Annotated in this window: 22 protein-coding genes; 17 read left to right on the plus strand and 5 right to left on the minus strand. The window is 55.7% G+C overall.

Translation table 11 applies throughout. The features are described from left to right. Nucleotides 1–2: 2 nt before the first annotated feature. Nucleotides 3–992, minus strand: coding sequence for an NADPH:quinone oxidoreductase family protein (locus tag D9N13_RS03630; protein WP_290585957.1), 990 nt, complete (start codon nt 990–992; stop codon nt 3–5). Nucleotides 993–1,237: 245 nt separating this feature from the next. Here D9N13_RS03630 and D9N13_RS03635 point away from each other — a divergent pair, with 245 nt between their 5' ends. The 3 genes from D9N13_RS03635 (at nt 1,238) to D9N13_RS03645 (ending at nt 4,183) form a co-directional block, all read left to right on the plus strand. After that, complete coding sequence (locus D9N13_RS03635) at nt 1,238–2,008, plus strand: 3-hydroxyacyl-CoA dehydrogenase (RefSeq protein WP_290585960.1); 771 nt, start codon at nt 1,238–1,240, stop codon at nt 2,006–2,008. Between the two features lie 342 nt (nt 2,009–2,350). Further along, nucleotides 2,351–3,538 carry an MFS transporter gene (locus D9N13_RS03640; protein WP_290585962.1) on the plus strand — a complete coding sequence of 396 codons (1,188 nt, stop codon included), beginning with the start codon at nt 2,351–2,353 and terminating at the stop codon, nt 3,536–3,538. 18 nt (nt 3,539–3,556) lie between these two features. Continuing rightward, nucleotides 3,557–4,183, plus strand: coding sequence for an FMN-binding negative transcriptional regulator (locus D9N13_RS03645; RefSeq protein WP_290585965.1), 627 nt, complete (start codon nt 3,557–3,559; stop codon nt 4,181–4,183). A gap of 5 nt (nt 4,184–4,188) precedes the next feature. On the opposite strand, the gene D9N13_RS03650 is transcribed toward D9N13_RS03645, so the two are convergent. Then, complete coding sequence (locus tag D9N13_RS03650) at nt 4,189–6,237, minus strand: SDR family NAD(P)-dependent oxidoreductase (protein ID WP_290585968.1); 2,049 nt, start codon at nt 6,235–6,237, stop codon at nt 4,189–4,191. Nucleotides 6,238–6,380: 143 nt separating this feature from the next. Here D9N13_RS03650 and D9N13_RS03655 point away from each other — a divergent pair, with 143 nt between their 5' ends. From D9N13_RS03655 to D9N13_RS03695, 9 genes are all read left to right on the plus strand, one after another. Further along, entirely contained in the window at nt 6,381–7,013 is a 633-nt protein-coding gene (locus D9N13_RS03655; protein ID WP_290585971.1) for a TetR family transcriptional regulator, read from the plus strand. Between the two features lie 89 nt (nt 7,014–7,102). After that, nucleotides 7,103–8,956, plus strand: a complete 1,854-nt coding sequence (gene ilvD, locus D9N13_RS03660) for a dihydroxy-acid dehydratase (RefSeq protein WP_290585974.1) — start codon at nt 7,103–7,105, stop codon at nt 8,954–8,956. Between the two features lie 161 nt (nt 8,957–9,117). Next, nucleotides 9,118–10,002 (plus strand): Dyp-type peroxidase, encoded by an 885-nt coding sequence (locus tag D9N13_RS03665; RefSeq protein ID WP_290585977.1) that lies wholly within the window; start codon nt 9,118–9,120, stop codon nt 10,000–10,002. Nucleotides 10,003–10,115: 113 nt separating this feature from the next. Next, a complete protein-coding gene (locus D9N13_RS03670) occupies nt 10,116–10,298 on the plus strand; it encodes a hypothetical protein (RefSeq protein ID WP_290585980.1) in 183 nt (60 codons plus the stop codon). Nucleotides 10,299–10,475: 177 nt separating this feature from the next. Further along, nucleotides 10,476–11,087: a GNAT family N-acetyltransferase gene (locus D9N13_RS03675; protein WP_290585982.1), complete on the plus strand. Its 612-nt coding sequence runs from the start codon at nt 10,476–10,478 to the stop codon at nt 11,085–11,087. After that, nucleotides 11,088–11,924 (plus strand): 23S rRNA (adenine(2030)-N(6))-methyltransferase RlmJ, encoded by an 837-nt coding sequence (locus D9N13_RS03680; protein WP_290585985.1) that lies wholly within the window; start codon nt 11,088–11,090, stop codon nt 11,922–11,924. Nucleotides 11,925–11,942: 18 nt separating this feature from the next. Next, a complete protein-coding gene (locus tag D9N13_RS03685; protein ID WP_290585988.1) occupies nt 11,943–12,425 on the plus strand; it encodes a peptidylprolyl isomerase in 483 nt (160 codons plus the stop codon). Between the two features lie 110 nt (nt 12,426–12,535). Then, nucleotides 12,536–15,115, plus strand: a complete 2,580-nt coding sequence (locus D9N13_RS03690) for a CHASE domain-containing protein (RefSeq protein ID WP_290585991.1) — start codon at nt 12,536–12,538, stop codon at nt 15,113–15,115. Between the two features lie 86 nt (nt 15,116–15,201). After that, entirely contained in the window at nt 15,202–15,597 is a 396-nt protein-coding gene (locus tag D9N13_RS03695; protein WP_290585994.1) for a TM2 domain-containing protein, read from the plus strand. A gap of 16 nt (nt 15,598–15,613) precedes the next feature. Here D9N13_RS03695 and D9N13_RS03700 read toward each other — a convergent pair whose 3' ends face one another. Further along, nucleotides 15,614–16,573 carry an oxidoreductase gene (locus tag D9N13_RS03700; RefSeq protein ID WP_290585997.1) on the minus strand — a complete coding sequence of 320 codons (960 nt, stop codon included), beginning with the start codon at nt 16,571–16,573 and terminating at the stop codon, nt 15,614–15,616. 133 nt (nt 16,574–16,706) lie between these two features. Here D9N13_RS03700 and D9N13_RS03705 point away from each other — a divergent pair, with 133 nt between their 5' ends. The 5 genes from D9N13_RS03705 (at nt 16,707) to D9N13_RS03725 (ending at nt 21,010) form a co-directional block, all read left to right on the plus strand. Beyond that, complete coding sequence (locus D9N13_RS03705) at nt 16,707–16,997, plus strand: PilZ domain-containing protein (RefSeq protein WP_290586000.1); 291 nt, start codon at nt 16,707–16,709, stop codon at nt 16,995–16,997. Between the two features lie 129 nt (nt 16,998–17,126). Beyond that, nucleotides 17,127–18,269 carry a Re/Si-specific NAD(P)(+) transhydrogenase subunit alpha gene (locus D9N13_RS03710; RefSeq protein ID WP_290586003.1) on the plus strand — a complete coding sequence of 381 codons (1,143 nt, stop codon included), beginning with the start codon at nt 17,127–17,129 and terminating at the stop codon, nt 18,267–18,269. After that, nucleotides 18,269–18,553, plus strand: coding sequence for an NAD(P) transhydrogenase subunit alpha (locus D9N13_RS03715; protein WP_290586006.1), 285 nt, complete (start codon nt 18,269–18,271; stop codon nt 18,551–18,553). The genes D9N13_RS03710 and D9N13_RS03715 overlap by 1 nt, the downstream gene beginning before the upstream one ends. A gap of 18 nt (nt 18,554–18,571) precedes the next feature. Beyond that, the gene (locus D9N13_RS03720) at nt 18,572–19,999 is read left to right on the plus strand and encodes an NAD(P)(+) transhydrogenase (Re/Si-specific) subunit beta (RefSeq protein WP_290586009.1); all 1,428 of its coding nucleotides are present in this window, start codon (nt 18,572–18,574) and stop codon (nt 19,997–19,999) included. Nucleotides 20,000–20,092: 93 nt separating this feature from the next. Next, complete coding sequence (locus tag D9N13_RS03725; protein ID WP_290586012.1) at nt 20,093–21,010, plus strand: class I SAM-dependent methyltransferase; 918 nt, start codon at nt 20,093–20,095, stop codon at nt 21,008–21,010. A 52-nt stretch (nt 21,011–21,062) separates the two neighbouring features. Here D9N13_RS03725 and D9N13_RS03730 read toward each other — a convergent pair whose 3' ends face one another. Both D9N13_RS03730 and D9N13_RS03735 read right to left on the minus strand, forming a co-directional pair. Continuing rightward, nucleotides 21,063–21,845, minus strand: coding sequence for a thioesterase family protein (locus D9N13_RS03730; RefSeq protein WP_290586014.1), 783 nt, complete (start codon nt 21,843–21,845; stop codon nt 21,063–21,065). A gap of 94 nt (nt 21,846–21,939) precedes the next feature. Then, entirely contained in the window at nt 21,940–23,244 is a 1,305-nt protein-coding gene (locus tag D9N13_RS03735; protein ID WP_290586017.1) for a sigma-54 interaction domain-containing protein, read from the minus strand. Nucleotides 23,245–23,347 lie beyond the last annotated feature (103 nt).

Raw genomic sequence — 23,347 nt, forward strand, 5'->3', positions numbered from 1 at the left:
GGTTATTGGGAAGCCTGATCCGTGGTCAATACAACTTTACCTACGGCCTTCCTTTGCAGTAGCAGGTTCATTGCATCTGCCACCTGTTCCAGTGGATAGCTGGCACACACATAGGGTTTGATTTTACCTTCCATGGACCAGTTGAACAGCTCTTTGAAATTTTCCTGGTTGGCTTCAGGCTCCTTGGCCAGCGAGGCACCCCAGAATACCCCGACCACGGAACTGCTTTTCAGCAGCGTCAGGTTGGCGGCCAGCTGGGGGATGTCGCCACTGGCGAAGCCAATTACCAGCAGACGGCCACCCCAGTTGATACAGCGCAGGGCGGTCTGGGTGTACTCGCCACCCACGGCGTCATAGATCACATCGGCGCCATTGCCACCGGTTAATTGTTTCACCTGATCTTTCCAGTCGGCATCGTTGTAATTGACGATGTGATCTGCACCGCGCTCCTGGCACACCGCCAGCTTATCGTTATTTCCTCCGGCGGCAATCACCGTGGCACCCATCAGTTTGCCCAATTCCACGGCCGCCATGCCCACCCCGCCGGAAGCGCCCAGCACCAGCAAGGTTTCGCCGCTGCGCAGTTGGCCCCTTTGCTTGAGAGCGTAATAAGAGGTGCCGTAGATCATGGTAAAGGCTGCCGCTTCCTCAAAACTGAAGGTGTCGGGCATGGGAAAGCAACTGGCCGCCGGGACCACGATTTGCTCAGCGTAGGCACCGACAAAAGCGAATCCCATGACCTTGTCGCCGGGCTTTACCTGTGACACTGTTTCACCCACTTGCTTTACGATGCCAGCTACTTCGGTACCGGGAATAAATGGCAGCGGCGGTTTAAACTGGTATTTGTTTTCAATGATCAGGGTGTCCGGGAAGTTGATACCCGCCGCCTTGACCTCAATCAGTACGCCATCGGCGCCGATACTGGGGGCGGGGATGTCTTCGATCACCAACTTTTCCGCTGGCCCGTATTCTTTACAAAGTACCGCTTTCATGGCTGGTTCCCTATATATAATGTGTGGTCGTTGCTGCTGAAAGCTCGCAATCCTGAGCGTGGCAGGGAAGGGTACGCAGTCTGTAATTTTGAAGTCAATCGGAAGTGGCTTCACTGACTGAAAAGGCTAATTAACTGTCAGTTTTGGCCAGTTGCGTGTTGATATTGCCCCTGTATACTCTCGACCCCATAGTCATACTCCTTACATAACACGATGATACAGTCACCGACTTAAGAGGACATAACATGGATTTACAAGATAAGGTTGCCGTGGTCACCGGTGGTGCATCCGGTCTGGGTCGAGCCACCACCGAAGCGTTTCTGGCCAAGGGTGCCAAGGTTGTCATTTTCGATCTCAATGAAGAGGCGGGCAACGGAGCAGCGGCGGAACTGGGTGACAACTGCCGTTTTGAAAAAGTGAACGTGGCCGATGAAGCCTCGGTCCAGGCTGCCATTGCCAATGTGCTGACAGCCTTTGGTGCGCTGCATGTGGCAGTGAACTGTGCTGGCATCGGCTCGGCCATGAAAACCTACGGCAGCAAGGGCCCCCATTCCTTGGAGATTTTCCAGAAAGTAATCAGCGTGAACCTGGTGGGAACCTTTAACGTTACCCGTCTGGCGGCGGAAGCCATGGCCAAGAACGATCCTGTCACCGAAGACGGTGAACGTGGCGTGATTATCAATACTGCCTCGGTGGCAGCGTTTGATGGTCAGGTGGGGCAGGTTGCCTATTCTGCTTCCAAAGGCGGTGTGGTGGGGATGACCCTGCCTATTGCCCGTGATCTGTCCAGTTACGGTATTCGAGTCAATGTGATCGCTCCGGGCATTTTCAATACACCGTTGATGAATGCTGCGCCGGATGCGGTGAAGTTGCCGTTGGTTGAGATGACTCAGTTTCCCAAGCGTCTGGGGCATCCGCCCGAGTATGGTCAGTTGGCCTGCCAGATGGTTGAAAACGGTTTCTTCAATGGTGAGGTTGTGCGTCTGGACGGCTCTATCCGTATGGCGCCTCGCTGATCGAACTCAAAAGGTTTGACGGCCGGAAAGCCCGCATTATGCGGGCTTTTTTGTGGCCGTTCACAGCGTATCCGCTGCCCATGCAGGCCTGTGGAAACCCGGCGCGCAAGCGTGTAAAGTGGAGCTTCATCACCTCAGGGAAAGACACCATGACAAAAAGAATTCTCATGGCCGCTTTGCTGGCCGCCTGCTTCTCCGTTTCCGGGTGCACCACCTGCGATCTCTCATTATGGTTCGGAGACGATGTGTGTGCCATTGGCATGTAAGAGCAAAATATCACGGCGGCGTTCGCTGCCCTTAGTCTGCTAACGGATAACTGCTTACGGAAGCCTGTTGTTAAGCGTGAACATCAGAAACCTGATTCTGTTGGTGCTGGGGCATTGTACCCTCGGCAGCACGGCCCCCATGCTGGTCTTGATCAATGGCTTTATTGGTGTGCGCCTGGCGCCATCGGAGGCCTGGGCCACGTTGGGCATGGGCACGCTGGTGGCGGGCACGGCCCTCAGCACCCTACCCGCGGCGCGACTGGCGCAGGCGCACGGGCGTCGGCGCGGGTTCCTGGCCGCTGTGGGGTTGTGTCTGGCCGGCAGCGCATTGGCCATGGTGTCCATTGCGATCCAGTCGTTTGCCCTGTTCTGTGTGGCCATGGCGCTGCTGGGTTCCACCCTGGCCTTCGTCCAACAGTTTCGGTTTGCGGCAGCTGAGAATGCAGAGCCCCAGCGCATCTCACTGGCGGTATCGCTGATTCTGTTTGCCGGGATTGGTGCTGCCATGATTGGCCCCCGCTTGGGAGTGGTGGCGGTGAACTGGGTGCCTGATTATCCGTATATGGGTTCCTTTCTGGCTCTGATGCTACTGGCCGTGCTGTGCGGCGCGTTGATGTGGTTCTATCGCGGAGCCACTGTTACGGCCAGTGCCACCCCAACCCTTCGTTTGCCGCGCAAGGCGTTGTGGCGGGCTGATTACACCCTGGGAGTGATTTGCGGTGCAACCTCCTTTGCCGTCATGAGCCTGGTGATGACGGCTACGCCCATCAGCATGCATCATCATCAGGGATTGTCCCTGAGCGATACCTCAGCGGTGATTCAATGGCACATTGTGGCCATGTTTCTGCCGTCACTGTTGACCGGCTACGTAATGCAGCGCCTGGGTGTCTATTGGGTCGCTTTGTTGGGGCTGCTGTGCAATCTTGCTTGCGTTTATCTGGCGCTGTCAGGCGTCACCCTGACCCATTATCTGGCGGCATTGATCTTGCTCGGTGGTGGATGGAATGCGTTGTTTATGGCCGGTACCCAAATGGTGGCGACCACGCACCCCGGCCCGGAACGGTTTCAGGCGCAGGCCACAAACGACTTTATTGTATTTGCCTGTCAGGGGGTTGCCTCACTCTGCGCTGGCTTCCTGTTGGCACAAATTGGCTGGCAGGGATTGAACATGGTCGCGCTGGCTATGCTGCTGATTTGTCTGATGGTGTGGTTGCATCTAGTATTGATTAAACAAATTGGCCGGGTACAGACGGCTACCGAATGAGAGACTACAGGCCTTTAGATGTACACGCCAAAATCGTTTTCTGTTACTGACAGGTCTCTGCTGTTTGACTGGGTTGAACGCTGGAGTTTCGGCAAACTGGCTACCTGTCAACGTGGGCGCATTGAAATCAACTCATATCCGTTTCTTCTCGACCGTGAAAAGGGCGAATTACTGGGGCACATGGGGCGGGCCAATGGACAATGGCAAAGCCTGATAATGGCAGACGACCTGGTGGTGTGTTTTGATGGGCCCCATGGATATGTTTCTCCCCGCTGGTACAGCCAGCCCAATGGTGTGCCCACCTGGAATTTTGTCTCGGTGCAGGTGTCCGGCAAGGCCGAGTTAATCAAAACCGAGACAGAGTCGGTGTCGGTGCTGGAGCGTATCAGTGAAGTCAACGAAGCGCGTTACGGTGAAGGCTGGACACTGGCAGAGCTTGATCACGGTATGTTGCAATCCATGCTCAAGTCCCTGGTGTTTTTCCGTATCAGAATCCGGGCAATCGAAGGCAAAGCCAAACTGAGTCAGAATCGCAGTAAGATGGATCGTGTGGGTGTGGTGCAGCAGCTGGCAGCCCGTGAGGACACCCAGCTGCAGGACCTGTCCCGATTGATGAAAGAAATCCTGCTGCAAGACCAGCAATAAGGCGCTTAAATCGGAGCCTTCCGCTTCTGTTTTCTCGCGGTTTTTGCACGGGGCTCAGGCGGTGCTTCGTAGACCGCTTGATAGCTTGCATTGACGATGGTTTCTGCAGTTTTGGGCAGCAGGTAATACATGGTCAGCGCGCCCAGGCCCAGGGGCCCCACCTTGCGCTTGTTGCGGGTAATGATGATGTCCAGCATCCAATTGACCGCTGTTTCCGGCGACATGGCCGGTGTGTAGTCGTATATTTTGGTGGGGGCGATCATGGGGGTGCGCACCAGGGGATAATTGATGGTGGAAACCGTAACACCGGTGTGCGCCAGTTCGTTGGCGGCCACCCAGCTCCAGCCTTCCAACGCCCACTTCGATCCCAGATAAGCAGAAAAACGGGCCGGATTGGCCTGCACACCGACCGTGGATACGTTGACGATGTGTCCGTCCCCCCGCTCCAGCATACCCGGCAACAGGTTCAGGGCCATGCGCACGGAGCCATAGTAATTCAGCTGCATGGTACGTTCGTAATCGTGGAAGCGATCGAGGCTGAACTTGATGGAGCGGCGGATGGAGCGGCCGGCATTGTTAATCAGTATGTCCACGCCGCCATGCTGTTTGAGAATCTGCTGGCAGACCTGATCAATGCTGTCCCCGACGGTGAGGTCGGTGGCATACACAAAGGCGGTACCGCCTTCGTTCTGGATCTGTTCAGCGATGGCATCCAGTTTGTCTTTGCTGCGCGCCACCAGGATCAGAGTGGCGCCGGCGGCGGCCAGTTGGTGCGCCACCTGTGCGCCGATACCGGAACTGGCCCCAGTAAGCAGTATGGTTTTACCTGCCACCCGGTCGTGCAGCGCCTGCTGAGAATGCAGCAGGCGTTTGGTGTTCCATTTCCAGTGATCCCGAGCCCGCATAAGATAGGGTTTAAGGCTGGGTTTGCGCAACAATACACCGTGGTTTTCGATGCGGGCCTGCGGGCGTTGTGGAGACAGATGCTGGCGCCAGTATTGCCACAGTCGCGGCAGGTACTCCGGCAGTGGTGGTGGGGATATGCCGGAGCCTGCTAATGCCCTGGCGGCGTTGGAACGGTCGAACGTGGTTTTGTAGGTGATAAAGCCCAGGGCATCCGGTGCAATGTCCAGACTCAACAGGAACTTTTTCATCCACCACTGACGGGCCAGGGTGGGAATGGTTGAAGCGGGTAGTTTGTCCAGTGCGCGGTTGGGGATGGCCCAACGGAAACCGGGCAGCCCGGAAACCTCGGCAATCAGGTTGATCAACTCAGCCAGGCTGTAGTGGCGGTCGTCGGTGAGAAAAAAACATTGCCCGTCCAGGTCGGGTTGATGCGCAATGTGGACCATGGCCTTGGCAACATAGTCCACGGGTACGATATTGAATTGACCGCCTTCCAGCCCCGGTAAGGGGGCCCAGGCCGGCACAAACCGCCCCACCAACTCCAGTAGCCTGAAGATGTAGTAGGGGCCATCGATCTTGTCCATGGCGCCGCTGCGGGAATCGCCCACCACCATGGAGGGGCGGTAAATCCGGTAGGGCACGTCGGCTTCGTCGCGCACGCATTTCTCTGCCAGGTGTTTGGTCAGGAAATAGGGGTTATTGAAGTCGGTGCCTTCCTCAAACATGGCTTCAGTGAATTGCCCGGGATACAGGCCGGCAACGGCGATGGAGCTGGCGTGCTGGAAGCAGTCCACCTGCAATGTTCTGGCTGCCTGCAGGGCATGACGGGTGCCCTCCACATTGGCTTGCTGCTGGCTGTCGGCGTCGGCTTGCAGGTCGTAAATCGCTGCCAGGTGGTATAGATGCCGGATCTTACCCCGTAACCGCTGCTGATCCGCCCGGGATAATCCCAGCCCGGGCTGGGTCAGGTCCCCACTGAGAGCGCGCAGGCGTTGGCCATTGGAGCCCAGTTGTTGGCGAATCTGGTCCAGTTTGTGTTCAGAGCCCTTGCGAACCAGAGCGTGCACCACGCAATCGGGTTGTTGTAACAGTTCCGCCACCACAAAACGGCCAATAAAGCCGGTGGCGCCAGTCACCAGATGTTCCATATCTCTCACCCTTGATAGCTTACAAGTGTAAGTTAAGTTAGACGCCCTTTGAAACCAAGTCAATAGCCTGTTCGGACAAAAATTGCCGAACATACCATAATTCAATAAACTAACATCTGTTTGTTTATTGAATGAGCCCCTTGATGCCTCCAGCCAGCCAAAAAAGCAGTCGATCCGACCGCAAAGAAGCCACTCGCCGCCGCATACTGGCTGCGGCCATGCAGCTGGTGGAGGAGGGCCGTTCACCGGATGCTCTGGGCTTGCGCGAAGTGGCTCGGGCCGCCGGCATGGCCGCCCCTTCCCTATATAACCACTTTACCGACATGGATGAGCTGGGCCTGGCCCTGGTGGACGAGTGCCTGCTGCGGATGCGCGCGGTGGCCCGGCGGGCACGCCGCGCCATGGTAAGCCAGGACGTGGAGCCGGCGCTGAAAACCCTGCTGGGCGAGTTCCTGCTGGCTGTCAGCCGCTTTGAGCCAGTGTTGCGCCTGTTGATCGTGCAGTGGCTGAATCCCAACCCGGAATACCGCCGGCTGATTCGGCGGGAGCTGTCCATGATGCGGCGGGAAATGGCTAATGACATGAGGGATGCCGCCCAGCTTAAAGGCATGGGCGAGGTGGGCTTTGATGTGGAGTCCGATGCCATATTTTCACTGCTGATCACTTTCGTGCTTAATGCCCTTGATATCAGTCTGGAAAAGCGGGAACAGCGCCTGGCCATCCTGGAGCGTCAGGTCATGATGGTGGTGTTGGGCAGTCGTGCCCTGCGGGCCTGAATCTCTGTCGACAGGCGCCGCTTCCTGCTATCCTATGCAACCTTGATTTTTTATCAGCGCACAGCAATACCGTAGAGCAGGAGAGCATCATGCCGGCGTATCGTTCCAAAACCTCCACACAAGGTCGTAACATGGCGGGAGCCCGTGCCCTGTGGCGGGCCACAGGCATGCAGGATGACGATTTTCAGAAGCCCATTATCGCCGTGGCGAATTCATTCACCCAGTTCGTGCCCGGACACGTGCACCTGAAAGATCTGGGGCAACTGGTTTGCCGCGAAATTGAAAAGGCCGGTGGGGTAGCCAAGGAATTCAACACCATTGCAGTGGATGATGGTATTGCCATGGGCCATGACGGCATGCTCTACAGTTTGCCCTCCCGTGAGATCATTGCCGATTCGGTGGAATACATGGTCAACGCCCATTGTGCTGACGCACTGGTGTGTATTTCCAATTGTGACAAGATCACCCCGGGCATGCTGATGGCCGCCTTGCGGTTGAATATACCGGTGATTTTTGTTTCCGGTGGCCCCATGGAAGCGGGCAAAACCAAACTGGCCGATAAAGTGGTGAAACTGGATCTGGTGGATGCCATGGTGGCCGCCGCCGACCCTAATATCACCGATGAGCAGGCTGACATGTACGAGCGCAGTGCGTGTCCCACCTGTGGCTCCTGTTCCGGTATGTTTACGGCCAATTCCATGAATTGCCTCACCGAGGCCCTGGGGCTTTCCTTACCGGGTAACGGCACCACGCTGGCAACCCACGCCGACCGGGAGCAACTGTTTCTGGAAGCCGGGCGCCAGATCGTGGCCATCACCAAACGTTATTACGAGCAGGATGATGATTCCGTGTTGCCCCGCGCCATCGCCAACGTCAAGGCGTTCGAAAACGCCATGACCCTGGACATTGCCATGGGCGGCTCGACCAACACCATTCTGCACCTGATGGCCGCTGCCCAGGAAGGTGAAGTGGACTTCGGTATGAAGGACATCGATCGACTGTCGCGTAAGGTGCCGCAGCTGTGCAAGGTTGCCCCTAATACCCAGCAGTATCATATCGAGGACGTGCACCGTGCCGGTGGCATTATGGGTATTTTGGGGGAACTGAATCGAGCGGGTTTACTGAATGCCGATGTTGCCACTGTGCATGCCCCGTCGCTGGAAGAAGCCCTTGCCAAGTGGGACATCACGGTGACCGATGACGAAGCTGTGCACACGTTCTTCCGGGCCGGGCCGGCCGGTATTCCTACCCAGCAGGCGTTCAGCCAGGATTGTCGCTGGGACTCGGTAGACGCCGATCGTGCCAACGGCTGTATTCGCTCGCTGGAACACGCATACTCCACCGAGGGTGGTTTGGCGGTGCTGTCTGGTAATATCGCCCCGAACGGTTGTGTGGTAAAAACCGCTGGCGTGGATGAGAGTATTCTGGTGTTTGAAGGGCCTGCCCGCATTTACGAAAGCCAGGATGCGGCGGTGAAAGGCATTCTGGGTGATGAAGTGCAGGCCGGTGACGTAGTGGTAATTCGTTATGAAGGGCCCAAAGGCGGCCCGGGTATGCAGGAAATGTTGTACCCCACCAGTTATCTGAAATCCAAGGGGCTTGGCAAGCAGTGTGCGTTGCTCACCGATGGCCGGTTTTCCGGAGGCACCTCTGGTTTGTCCATCGGGCACGTGTCACCCGAGTCTGCGTCCGGTGGAGCCATCGCCCTGGTGCAGCAGGGCGATTTGATCCGCATTGATATCCCCAACCGCAGCATTGATGTGTTGCTCAGCGATGAAACCTTGTCGCAACGTCGTGCCGCCATGGACGCCAAGGGCAAGGATGGATGGAAGCCGGTGGAGTTTCGCCCCCGCAAAGTCAGCACCGCGTTGCGGGCTTATGCTGCCCTGGCCACCAGTGCGGACCGTGGTGGCGTGCGGGATCTTTCCCAGATTGAAAAATAAAAGCCAGGGTATGTGGGGTTCCATATGGAACCCTCTTTTTTGGAGCCCCCTCTTAACGCCTCGCTGCCAGCGGGGCGTTATGTTTTCCATGACCTGTGTGGTTAAAACCCCTTTAGCAATGTGCTATAAAACCAGCAGTCAATGAAGGGGAAACCAAGCCAATGAGTGCAGTACAGCCAGGAATTTTGCAACCGGTGCCCACGGTGGCACGCCATCTGATTTTTACCCATGCCCTGGACAGCAACCCGCTTGAACAGTTGCGTCGCTTGCAGGAAGTTGCTGATGGCGAGTCACTGGTGGTGGGCCTGGGGCAGAGTCTGCTGGCGCACCTGGGCTGTGAGATTAAAGGCATGCAGGACATGCCGGTGCTATCCGGTTCGGCCGTGGAGATTCCCTCCACACCGGCTTCATTGTGGATCTGGCTGCGCGGCGAAGAGCGCGGAGATCTGGTGGTGCAGACCCTGGAGCTGAAGCAGCGGCTGGCCGGGGCCTTCACCCTGCGGGATGTGGTGGACTGCTTTAAATACCGCGACAGCCGGGACTTATCCGGTTATGTGGATGGCACGGAAAACCCCGAGGGTGAAAAGGCGGAACGGGCCGCGTTGTTATCCAGCAATATTGACGCACTGGACGGCTCCAGTTTTGCATCGGTGCAACAGTGGTTGCACAACCTGGATCATTTCCATGGTTTGCCGCCATCCGAACAGGACAACATCATGGGGCGGCGTCGATCCGATAACGAGGAATTTGATGAGGCACCGGAATCAGCCCATGTAAAACGGTCTGCGCAGGAAAGTTTCTCTCCCGAAGCCTTTATGCTGCGGCGATCCTTGCCCTGGAATGATGCAACCCAGGAGGGGTTGATGTTCGTGAGCTTTGGCAAAAGCTTCGATGCCTTCAACGCCATTATGGCGCGTATGGTCGGCATGGACGACGGCATCACCGATGGACTGTTCCGCTTCACTCAACCCATCAATGGCGCTTTTTTCTGGTGTCCGCCCATGAAAGGCACCAGGCTGAATTTGGATCTGCTGAAAATCTCATAGTGCTGGTGAACTGCCGGTAAACATTTGGCTTCACAAATCTATAATGGTCTGGTAGCTTTATCAGTGCAGTTGATAACAATAATTTGCACGCAAATGCTCCCAGAGGTGCAGAGATGCAAGCAGAACTGACGCTCAACCTGAAATGCCCTTCCTGTGGTTCCCTGACGCCAAAATCCCTTTCCGAAATCAAAGCGCAGCGCGCGTTTGATTGCGAGTGCGGATTCCACGCTGATTTGCAGCCGCAGGTGGCAAGGCCTGAGGTTAAGGCACGCAAAAAGCGGGCGCTGCCGGCTTAGCGCCAACACCACACACGGTCGGTGGGGTACCGGCGACGGAATGTCCGTCCCCGGGCAAAGTAGTCGGGCAAAGTAGCCGGGCAGAGTACCCCGCTGTCATTAAGCACTTCAGGTGGATTCTCATTAAATGTCACCTGTGGTAGCCTGCCCCCTTCAAAACCTGCCCAGCGTAAACCCATGTCGTCAAATACGTCGTCAGACACGTCGCTTACCATCATGACCGCCAGCGGCGATCAGATTGCCCAGTGGATCGATCCGGTGGCAGATCTCAGAATCAGGGTGTTTCGGGAATTCCCCTATTTGTATGCCGGGGACCTGTCCTATGAGCGCCGCTATTTGCAGCGTTATCAGCAATCCGCAGACAGCGTGCTGGTGTTGGCCCGTGACGCTGATCGCGTGGTGGGGGCGTCCACCGGATTACCAATGGTGAATGCCGACACCGCGTTTCAGGCACCTTTTCTTGCCGCCGGCTGGGATCCGGCCGGCCTGTATTATTTCGGCGAATCTGTCCTGTTACCGGACTACCGGGGCCACGGTATTGGCCACCGGTTTTTTGATGCAAGGGAGAAGGCAGCCCGAGCACAGGGTTTTGTTGTCACCACTTTTTGTGCGGTGGTGCGCCCGGCGGATCATCCGCTTAAACCGGCGGATTACCGCCCTCATGATGTGTTCTGGAGTAAGCGTGGTTATCAATGCCGCCCCGATTTGGAATGCGAATTTCCCTGGCTTGACCTGGGAGAGGAACAGGAAACCACAAAAGCCATGCGTTTTTGGGTTAAGGAGTGGTAAATGCTCAGTTATCGTCACGGCTTTCATGCCGGCAACCACGGGGATGTGCTGAAACACTGGGTGCTGGTATTGTGTCTCGAGTACTTGAAGCAAAAAGACAAACCCTTTTTTTATATTGATACCCATTCCGGGAGCGGCCTGTATTCCTTGACCGACCCTTATGCCCGTAAAACCGGTGAAGCAACCGAGGGTATCGGTAAGTTATGGCAGGCAGCAAAATGGCCTGCCGCTATGGCCGCTTATCGTGAGGTGATCGCTTCCTTTAACCCTCATAAACTGGTGCGCTATCCGGGATCGCCTGCTATCGCCGCGGCGTTGTCTCGTGAAGACGATCGTCTGCGTTTGATCGAAATGCACAGCTCGGACCTGTCGGCATTGCAGAAACAGTTTGCCCGAGACCGCCGGGTGAAAGTGCTGGAAGGAGACGGCTTTGTGGACGTAAAGGGTTTGCTGCCGCCGGCCACTCGGCGGGGCGTGGTGCTGATGGACCCATCTTATGAAATCAAAAGCGATTACGGCAAGGTCATCAAGTCCATCAATGAGTGTGTGAAGCGATTTGCCACCGGTCAGTACCTGATTTGGTATCCGCTGATCAATTCGGTGGCAGCGCAACGTTTTTCCGAACAGTTGCAAAAGTTACCCTGCGCCAGCTGGCTGGATGTGCAGCTGGCGGTGCGTTGTCCTCCCCAGGGGCACGGTATGTACGGCAGCGGTTTGTTTGTGGTAAATCCCCCCTGGACCCTCAAGCAACAGTTGGAGGAAACCCTGCCGGAGTTGACTCAATTGCTGGCGCAGGACGATGGCGCCCAGTGGTCGGTGCAGCAGCACAGCGAATAATCTACACAGGAAATCATCATGAATATTGCGAAAGATTCAGTGGTCCAGTTTCACTATACCCTGACGGAGGGCGATGCGGAGCTGGAGAGTACCATTGGGGCGGATCCCATGGCCTATCTGCACGGCCACGGTAATATCATTGCCGGGCTGGAGCAGGCGATGGCAGGCAAGGGTGCGGGGGATTCCTTCAGTGTTACCATCGAGCCGGCTGACGCCTACGGTGAACGCAAGGAGGATCTGACCCAGCGCATTCCCCTTAAACACATGCAGGGAGCAAAAAAATGGCGTCCGGGGATGACCGCCTGGGTGCAAACCGATCAGGGGCAGCGTCAGGTGACTGTGATCAAGGTGGGTAAGTTCAATGCGGACTGTGACCTAAATCATCCGCTGGCGGGCAAAACGCTGACCTTTGCCGTAGAGATCGTTGCTGTGCGCGAGGCAACGGCGGAAGAGAAAGCCCATGGCCATGCCCATGGTGTGGGTGGACATCATCACCACTAAATTTAATGGAATCAATGGGATTGCATGGCAGTGCAATCCCGCTGTGGTGGGCTAACCTTAGAGACAGAGAGAACCGTTTCTTTAATTGTCCAAGGGTTTAGTGGTAAAGGATGACCGACAACGCGCCAAGACGCTGGTATGCGGCAGCCAGTCTGCTCCATAATGCTTACACCGCCTGGGTGGTGTTACTGTTGTCACTGGTGGTGACCATTGGCGCGTATTTTGTTTCCTCCAGCTTCATTGAGCAGCGGCAACGGGATCGATTCCTGTTCAGCGCAGAAGAGCTGGAGAAAGCAATCAAGAGTCACCTCAGTGTGTACGAGCAAGTGCTGCGGGCCTCTGTTGCCATGGTCTATGCCAGCGATGAGCTGACCCGTTCCCAATTTGCAATCTACGTTCAATCGTTACAGCTTAATGAATACTGGCCTGGTATTCAGGGTATCGGTTACAGTATACCGTTGCGCCCCGAAGAGTTGGCTTCCCATGTGGAGAGCATTCGCAACGAAGGCTTTCCCGAGTACCAGATCAAGCCCCCGGGCGAGCGTGAGCAATATTCTTCCATCATCTATCTGGAACCATTTGATTGGCGCAATCGGCGGGCATTCGGCTACGACATGTACTCCAATGATGTCCGCCGCCAGGCAATGGATCGGGCGCGACGCACCGGGCTGGCTTCCACCTCGGGCAAGATCACCCTGGTGCAGGAAACCAACCAGGATGTGCAAAGCGGATTCCTTACCTACCTTCCTGTTTATAAAACCAAGTCCACCCCTGCCACGGAAGAACAGCGCGAGGCCCAGTTTGCCGGCTGGATTTATGCGGCCTTTCGTGCCGGAGATTTGATGGCGGGTGTGACGGGAGGGGAGGCGTTCAAGTTGGAGTTTGATATCTACGATGGCAGCAGTGTAGTACCGGAGCTGCTGTTGTATTCCAGCCATGGTTCCCATCACGCGGCAACTCAGACAGGCAGTTTGGTCCTGGTGCGTGAGCTGGAATTACAGGGGCGCCCCTGGACTCTGCGGGTGATGCCGGCTGATGATTTTGCCAGAACGGTTAACCAGGCTGATCTGCCCCGCTATGTGGCGGCAGGCGGTATTATCATCGATCTGTTGTTGTTTTACGTCATACTGTCGTTGCATTTCATCAAGCAAAAAGCAGAACATCTGGTGGCGGAACGCACCCGGGAGCTCAGGCTGGCTCAGCGCCAGGTTGAACAGGAACGCAGTTTTGCCAACGCTGTGATTGACAGTTTGCCTCTGGTGGTTCTGGTTAAGAAGCGCGGCTCAGATGAGGTGTCCAGGGTTAACCCCTATACCCGGGCACTGTTTGGTGAATACCGGCATGGTGGGGGTGGGCTGTTGCGACGCTTTGTGCAGCGAATCGAGAATCAGAGTCGCCTGGCCGGAGTGGACAGCCGTTGTGCCTTCATGGGGCAGTTGGAAGCCGAGACGGAATCCGGTAGACGCTGGTTTGTCGTCAACCGCAATAACCTGGAGCTGGCGGCAGCCGAATCGGAACCAGAGTACAGCCTGTGCAGCGCCATCGACATCACCGAACGGGTCGAATCCGAGAATCGTTTTACAACGTTGTTTGACGCCGCGCCCTGCGGACTGATGCTGGTGGCCAGCGATCAGTCCATTCAACTGGCCAATAAAGCGCTCTGCGATGCCTTTGGCTATGAGCCCGAGGAGCTGGTGGGGCAATCGGTTTCGGTGTTGATTCCCAAGGACATCCGCTCCCATCATGACAAGCTGATGATGGATTTCACTCATGAGCCGGGCCAGCGCAAGATGAGCACACGCAAGGATTTACGCGGGTTAAACAAGAGCGGGCGAGAACTGATTTTAGACATTGCTTTGCAGCCGCTTCCCTATGAAGACCGCAACTCCGTGCTGGTTTCAGTATTTGACATAACTGAGCAGCACAACCTGGTGTGCGAGCTGGAACGGGCCAACCGCTATAAGTCGGAGTTTTTAGCCAGCATGTCCCACGAGTTAAGGACGCCATTGAACTCAATCATCGGCTTTACCGAGCGGGTAGTGAAAGGGGCCGGTGAGACGCTGCGCGAACGGGAGTTGGATGCTTTGAATACGGTCAAGCGAAATGCCAATCAATTGCTGGCGCTGATCAATGACATCCTGGATTTGTCCAAGGTGGAAGCCGGGCGCATGGAACTGGATTGGGCTCGGCACGACATCTGCAAACTGGTGGATGTGCAGTGCCAGGCGCTGGCCCCGTCTGCCAAGGCCAAGGGATTGGATTTCACCGTCACCACCCCCGCTGATCCTATCATTATATGGACGGACAAGCCGAAGTTGATCCAGATCCTGAATAATCTGGTGTCGAACGGCGTTAAATACACGCGCAAGGGTTCGGTTGATGTGTGCCTCAAGTGGAGCGCAGAAAAAAGCGTTGTGGTGCTGGAGGTGACGGACACAGGTATCGGCATACCCGAAGTGGAGCTGCGCTCCCTGTTCAAGGAGTTTGTGCGCATGAAGGAAGCCCGTGAGCACAGTATTCAGGGCACGGGGTTGGGGTTGGTGATCAGCGCCCGCCTGGTACGGCTGATGGGCGGTACGATTAAGGCCGAGAGCGTGCACGGCGAGGGAAGCAGGTTCACGGTGAGCCTGCCAGTGCAGGCCCCCGATGCTGCCTTGACCGATGGCGATGGGGTAGCTGGCCCTGGCTGATACGCCGCGCTATCCGGTTAATGGACAGCGCCGGCGATCTCTCGTATCGTATCTGCATCAATTGGCAGGGACATCTCGGGGAAGATATGACACAGAACAACACTCACTCCAAAGTGATCGGATACATTCTCTGGATATTTGGATTTCTTGGCTCTCATCGCTTTTATTACGGCAAACCCATTACCGGTACAATCTGGTTTTTTACCCTGGGCCTGTTTTTTATCGGCTGGATTATTGATTTGTTTCTGATCCCGTCCATGGATCGTGATGCCGATCAGAAGTATACCGCCGGCAGTGTGGATTACACAGTGTGCTGGATACTGCTGACGTTTTTAGGGGTGTTTGGCATCCATCGCTTCTACATGGGCAAGTGGCTTACCGGCTTGATTTACCTGTTGACCGGTGGCCTGTTCCTGCTCGGCTATCTGTATGATTACTGGACCTTGAACGGTCAGATTGACGAAGTAAACCGGCAGGCCTGACGCGCGGCGGTGCTGTTCAGGCCACCGCCTGGTCTTTTTCGAAGGGGTACACCACTGCTGTCAGCTGTTCTGAAATGTCCCATAGCTTGCGCGCGATTTCCGGATTGCGGGAACGTCGGGTAGAGCTGGCAGGAGCTGGGTAGCCATAGGCTTCATAGAATCCGTTCGGCCCCAGATAGTCACCGCCCCGGATGTCGGTGGCGGTGGCGGCGTACAGGGTGGGGAGGGCGCCTTTCAGGGGGCTTTGACCGATCAGCGGTGAGAGGATGCTGGCCAGGCTGGCCACCAGAAAAGCGCTGCTGGATTCATGCCGGGGCATGGCCAGGTTGGTATTGGATACCCCAGGGTGCACTGCCACCGACAGTGTTTGAGAGCCGGCAGCATTGAGGCGGCGTTCCAGTTCCCTGGCGAAGACCAGATTGGCGAGTTTGCTTTGGCCGTAGGCTTTTTGTCTGCCGTAGGGCCTGTGTTCGAAGAACAGGTCGTCGAAATTGAGATCGCCGGCCCGGTGGGCAATGCTGCTGACGGTAATAATCCGGGACCCGGGCTGCTTGAGCAAGGCAGGCAGCAGCAATCCGGTCAGCGCGAAGTGGCCAAGGTGGTTGATGCCCATGTGGGCCTCAAAGCCATCCTCGGTTTTGGTTTGGGGCAGCCACATGACCCCGGCGTTGTTGATGAGCAAGTCCAGGCGGTCGTATTGTTCCAGAAACATCTCCGCCATGGCATGAACCGAGGCCAGGCTCCCCAGATCCAACTGCAGGAAATGCAGGGACGCCTTGGGGTGCTGCTGCCGGATCAGGGCCATGGCCTGCAGCGCTTTTGCTTCATCGCGGCATGCCAGGATCACCTGTGCCCCTTTGCCCGCCAGTTCCATGGCCGTGTGTAAACCGATACCGCTGTTGGCGCCGGTTATCAGGGCGCGTTTACCGGTCTGGCTGGGAATGTCATGCTGCGTCCACTTTTTGTTATGGGCCATGTCGGGGGCTCTCTATGGGCTGTAATTGGCATGCTACCAAGAGTTGTGACTATGGTTCAATGTATCACCTGTTATCGCTTATATGCATTCGTCTATAATTTCAGAGAATAAAGCAGTTCAAAATCGGGGTATTATGAGTAATCAGCGACGCTATCTGCGCACGGCCTTGCGCTGTAAATTCAAAATATGGCACGACCAGATGGATGCCATGATGGTGCACACCCGGGATATCTCCGACGGTGGCGTGTTTCTTGTCATGGATACTGACAATCATGACCTGCCTGAAATAGGCACCATTCTACAGGGCCAGGTGCAGGGCATGATGGAGGACGCACCCATTGTGACCCTGGAGGTGGTTCGAATGGCCCCGGAGGGCATAGGTTTACGTTTTCTCCCAGAATCTCAGCAGGCGGAAACAAAATAGGGCTTGTCATCTTTCTTTTCACACGCTAGGTTATCGTCTCCGCCGGACCAGGTGGGTTTTAGACTGCCGGCTTATAGGCCAATAAATTTTATAAAACACATAAAAATCAATCGGTTTGGAGTTCGTGAAATGCTAGTGGGTATACCGAGAGAGATATATCCTGGGGAGAATCGTGTCGCCGTCATTCCCTCAGGTATACAAATTTTAACAGGTGCAGGCTTTGATGTTATGGTGCAAAGCGGCGCAGGGGAGGCCTCCCATTACGACGACGACGAGTTCCGAAACGCGGGTGCCAGTATCGCCCCCGATGCGCAATCTCTCTACAGTCAAGCCGATCTGGTATTGAAAGTTCGCCACCTGGTTGAAGACGAAGTCAATCTGGTCAAAGAAGGCGCTACCCTGATCTGTATGCTGGATGCCTGGTTCAATCAGGATCTGGTGAAGCAGCTGGCCGCCAGAAAAATCCGCAGTTTTGCCTTGGAATTTATTCCCCGAATCACCCGAGCCCAGAGCATGGATGTGCTTAGCTCCATGGCGGCCATATCCGGCTATCGCGCCGTGCTGGCCGGGGCCATGGTCCTGCCCCAGTACTTCCCCATGCTGATGACGGCGGCGGGCACCATTCACCCGGCCAAAGTGTTCATCATCGGTGCCGGTGTGGCGGGCCTGATGGCCATCTCCACTGCCCGTCGCCTGGGAGCGGTGGTGGAAGCCTATGACACCCGCGTGGAAGTGAAGGAACAGGTGGAAAGCCTGGGTGCCAAATTTGTTGAATTTGATCTGCCCCAGGAAGAAGGCACCACCGCCGGCGGTTATGCCAAGCAGCAGTCGGAAGAATTCTACAAGGCGCAGCGGGAGCAGATGTCCGCTAAAGTGGCGCTGTCCGATCTGGTGATCACCACCGCTGCCATTCCCGGCAAGCCCTCACCGCGCCTGGTAACCGCTGACATGCTGAAGCGCATGAAGAAAGGTTCGGTGGTTGTGGATCTGGCGGCGGAGCGGGGCGGCAATGTGGAAGGCACCGAGAAGAACAAGAAGGTGTACGTTGACGGGGTCACCATTATTGGTTACATCGATCACCCTTCCCGGGTACCGGTTCATGCTTCCCAGTTGTTCACCAAAAATATCATCACCTTCCTGCAAAACATGACAAAAGATGGTGAGATTGAACTGAATATGGAAGACGAAATTGTCGCTGCCACCCTCGTAACCGATGGCGGTGAAATCAAACATGCAGGCTTGTTGGAAGCCATAGAGAAGGGGGCCAGCTAATGGAAATGCTCATGTTGACCTTCACGATTTTCGTGTTGGCGATTTTTGTTGGGGTGGAGGTAATCAACAAGGTTCCTCCCACTTTGCACACTCCCCTGATGAGTGGCACCAATGCTATTTCCGGAATTGTGGTGGTGGGTGCCATTATCAGCTCCGGTGGTGGTGAACAAACTGATGGCCTGTCCACGTTTCTTGGCGTACTGGCGATCATCCTGGCCTGCATCAATATTTTTGGCGGGTTTACAGTAACCGATCGCATGTTGCACATGTTCAAGAAGAAGTAACGATAAGAAGGAAGGCTCATGCACGTTTTTATTAATTTAGCTTATCTAGTCGCGGCCGTACTTTTTATATTCGGCATCAAGGGGATGACCACACCGAAAACAGCGGTGCGTGGTAATCAGTTATCCGCAGTGGGCATGTTGATTGCCGTGGTCGCTGCATTGCTGGAACAGAACGTTGTCAGCTACCTGTATATCATTATGGGGGTGTTGATCGGTGCCGGTATCGGTACCTTCCTGGCCAAAAAGGTCCAGATGACATCCATGCCCGAAATGGTGGCAGCCCTGAACGGTTTCGGTGGCGGTGCGTCATTGTTGGTGGCGTCCGCCAATTACCTGGAAATGCAGAAGGCGGCTGAAATGCCCCTGGGTATGATTGCGGGTATGCCGGAAGCGGACCTGAAATGGGCCATCGCCCTGATTCTCAGTATTCTCATCGGCGCGGTAACCCTCACCGGTAGCTTTGTGGCGGTGGGTAAACTGATGGGTAAATTGGGTGACCCTTCATCCATCGGCATGTTCAAGTTGATTGTAAAAATCTGCTTTGTGTTGCTGGTGTCGGGTTCCATTTACTTTGTGATTGACGGGCCCCTGGAAAACACGGATCTGTTGATTGTGATGGTGGTGTTGTGCCTGTTGCTGGGAGTAGCCCTGGTGATACCCATTGGCGGGGCGGATATGCCGGTGGTGATAGCGCTGTTGAATTCCTATTCAGGCCTGGCAGGCTCTGCCACCGGTTTTGTGTTGGGTAATAATGGTTTGATCATTACCGGTTCACTGGTAGGGGCGTCCGGTTTGATCCTGACCACCATTATGTGTAAAGCCATGAACCGCTCACTGACCAATGTTCTGTTCGGCGGCTCTATGGCGGCTCAGGCCGGTGTTAGCAAAGATGAGAACGATGCGTTCTATGAAGGCAAAGTCAAAGTCACCAGCGCGGATGAGGTGGCCATGTTGCTGGATTCTGCCAAGAAAGTGGTGTTTGTACCGGGTTATGGCCTGGCGGTTGCGCAGGCGCAGCACGCTACCCGTGAACTGGCGAGTATGCTGCAGGCCCATGACATCGATGTTAAATACGCCATACACCCGGTTGCCGGCCGTATGCCCGGCCACATGAACGTGTTGCTGGCGGAAGCGGAAGTACCGTACGAGCAGCTGGTTGAAATGGATAACATCAACCCGGAATTTGCGCAGACGGATGTGGCTATTGTCTTGGGTGCCAACGACGTCACCAACCCGGCGGCTTCGAAAGATCCCAATTCACCAATCTACGGTATGCCGATTCTGGAAGTGCAGAATGCGAAAACCGTCATTGTGGTCAAGCGTGGTCTGTCACCGGGCTTTGCCGGTATTCCCAACGAGTTGTTTATCAATGACAACAGTTTGATGGTGCACGGCGACGCCAAGCTGGTATTGCAGGAAATCATCAGCGCGATGAAAGACCTGTAACGGTTTTCATCAGCTGTCCAACTAAATGGAAGTACCAAAGCCCTTTTTGTTACAAGAAGGGCTTTTTTTCTGGCACAGAGAACAGGTGGGTATATGCTGACGCACGAAGAGATGATCGGTCTGCAGGCTGAAAAGCATGATCTAATCGATCCGATAGATTTTGAATCCAGAGAAAAATATGTTTTGCACCTGATCCATTCATTTGCCTATACCCAGGCAGCGGTACTGGCGCAGGACAAAGAGGTACTGGATCTTGGCTGTAATACCGGGTATGGCACTGAAATCCTTTCACGCTCTGCGCGCAAGGTGGTGGGTGTGGATGTTTCCGATGGAGCAGTTGCCCAGGCGAAGAGCAAGTATGGCAATCAGGGAATCGAGTTTCACTGCATTGATGGAAAAAGCCTGCCATTCGAAGATGGCAGGTTCGATTTGATTGTCAGTTGCCAGGTTATCGAGCATATTGTCGATCATGATGTGTTTCTGCATGAGCTGAAACGGGTTTTGTCGCCCACCGGCGCGGTGCTGTTTACCACGCCAAACTCGGTGCTGAGGCTGGATCCTGGGATGAAACCCTGGAACAAGTTCCATGTGCGTGAGTTTGATAGTGATCAGCTCAAGGCTCTGTTGGAGGCGCATTTCGGCCATGTCGGGGTGCTGGGGCTTTTTGCCACGGAATCCACCTATGAGGTGGAGAAGAAAAGGGTTACCACGGCACGGGAAAGGGCCAGAAAAAGACAGCTTGGTGGCGGGAGCAAGCCGCGCCCATGGTGGAAGAAAATCCTGCCTCGAAACCTTTTTTCCAGAAAGAAAAAGAAGTCGGCTGCAATCGTTAAAGCGTCACAATCAGAAGCGCAGAGCGTTTTTATTGAGCAGCATGGGCTGGAGGATTTCCATTACAGCGCTGAGAACATGGCATGCGCGCTGGATCTGCTGGCCATATGCAGCAACAGTGATGGGGTGATTTCCGAATTCGAGCATGCATTGAAAAGTGTTCCCAGCGTTGAGTCATGAGAGTCAATAGCGTCCACAGGGCCTGTGCTGCCCGCGCCAGGCCGCGCTCCCCTTACCCAAAGACCACCATATTTTGTCGGCTCAGGGCCACCGGTAACCCGTCCGGGCCCCACAGGGTGACGGATTGGTGGGTATAACCCTCGCCGGCGGCCACCAGCTCGGCGTCCACTCGCCAATCGTCTAATGGTTGGCCCTGGTACCGGTCGCTTAGGAACTCAAGCATCCAGGTCATGGAGCTGCCCGGTACGGGCTTGCGCAGGTGGCTGAGGGCAACCGGAGGGATGAAATCCGCCAGCGCCACCACATGGTACTCGGTACAGTGGGTTTCACCGGGCATACCCAGCTGCACCACATGGTTGGTGAGGGTGTCGCCGCCAAACGGCAGTTTGCCCTGCAACCAGCAGGCATTAAAGTGCTTGGTAAAACCGGGCACTCCGGGAACCTGCCTGAAATGGCGGGGTGTGGGATTGGCCACCGGTTGCTGTTGCAGAGTGATGTTCAGCTCGGACTCCCGGGCCTTTCCAAACACGCCAACCACCAGGGCGACGGTGTTGTCGTCTTCGTCCAGCAGCCTGGATTCCACATGGGTGACATTCTTTCCGGCCCGGATTACCGCTGCCTTTGCGAACACCTGCTGACTGCGGGCAGGCTGAACAAAAGTGGTTTGCAATGCCCGCAGAGCCGTGTCGGGAATCAGGCTGCGCATGGCATGGAGGGCGACGATGGTCTGCAATCCGCCGAACAGGGCGCGGCCCTGGAGCCAGTCCCCCGGGTCTTTAAGTGTGCTCTTACCCGGCTGGGATTCAATGCTGTTGATAAGGTTGGTGAATTGCATGGGGGGCTCCGTCTACATCTGATCGTCCTCTATGTTAAGTGGGAAACCCCGTCGGTCAACGTTTTTCGCACTAAAAATGCGAAAAAGGACGCAATTAGTCCGTTTCCGCCTGCTTTAGCCTGGCCAGTTTGCGATAAAGAGTGCGCTCACTGACACCGAGTTGCTGTGCCAGCTGAGCCGGGCTGCCGGGAAACACCTCCTGTGCGTGGTGCAGGTACTGCAGCTCTATTTCCTCCAGAGTGTGGATTTTTTCGGCAAAATGGCTCTTGTCATGGGCGGAAATCAGGTCGGTGATGTCGGCGGGCAGGTGCTTGGTTTGAATCACGTGATCGTCCGCCAGCAGGGAGGCGCGAATCAGAATATTGCGCAGCTCACGGATGTTGCCGGGAAAGCGATAACGGGCCAGTTGCCGCAAGGCGGCGTTGCTTACATAGGTGTGCTCAGGCACAGGTGGTTTGGCCAGCAGCGCTTCACACAGGGCGGGCAGGTCATCCTTGCGTTCCCGCAGCGGGGGCAGGTGAATGGGGAACGTGGCCAATCGATAGTACAGGTCTTCACGGAAGGTGCCTGCTTCCACCATTTCCTTGAGGTTCTTGTGGCTGGCGCAGATCAGGCGAAAGTCCGTGCGCTCCATTTCGGTGGCCCCAATTGGGCGGAAGGAACCGGTTTCCAGCAGGCGTAATAGTTTTACCTGCAGATTGATGGGGATGTCGCCCACTTCATCCAGAAACAGAGTGCCACCGCTGGCGCTGGCGGCCAGCCCTTCACGGTCGCTGCGGGCGCCGGTGAAAGCCCCCTTGCGGTAACCAAACAGCTCGCTTTCAAACAGGTTTTCGTTGATGCCGCTGCACTCCAGTACCACGAACTTGCCCAGCGCGCGGCTGCTGGCGTCGTGAATGGCTTTTGCAATCAGCTCTTTGCCGGTACCGGATTCCCCTTCCAGCAGTACGCTGACGTTGGTGGGGGCCACTCGATAAACACTTTCCATCATGCTCTGGAATGCGTTGGATTCGCCCACCAGTGCTTTGTTGCTGGCCAGTGGGCTGGCGGATTCCGATTCGCTGATGATCTCAATGTAGCCTAAGTGGTGGCCTTGGCTGTCGGGAACCGGCAACACCTGAACGTTGCAGTATTGCCGGTGATCCTGTTGCTGGTGAATGTGCAGGCAGCGGGCCGGCTTGCTGCTGCTTTGGGCCTGTTGCAGAGGGCAGGATTCGCCGTGTGTGTGACAGGGGCTGTCATAGTTATGGGAAATGTTATAGCAGCGGCTGTCCGCCGGTGGTGTGCCGTAGCGTTGTTCATAGGCCCTGTTACTGGCCAGGATCCGATAGCCCTTGTCGATGAATATGGCGGGTTTGTCGAACAGGGTCACCAGAGCGCTGGGTTGGATGTGGAGCATGTTGCCTGCCTTAAATGACAGTGATGGTCTGTCAAATATGGCAGAAGCCTTATGTCAGCGCAATTCAAATTTTATATCGATTGCCATAAAAACCAATTAAAAC

It is taken from the genome of Ketobacter sp. GenoA1 (assembly GCF_003671475.1).
Classification (GTDB): domain Bacteria; phylum Pseudomonadota; class Gammaproteobacteria; order Pseudomonadales; family Ketobacteraceae; genus Ketobacter.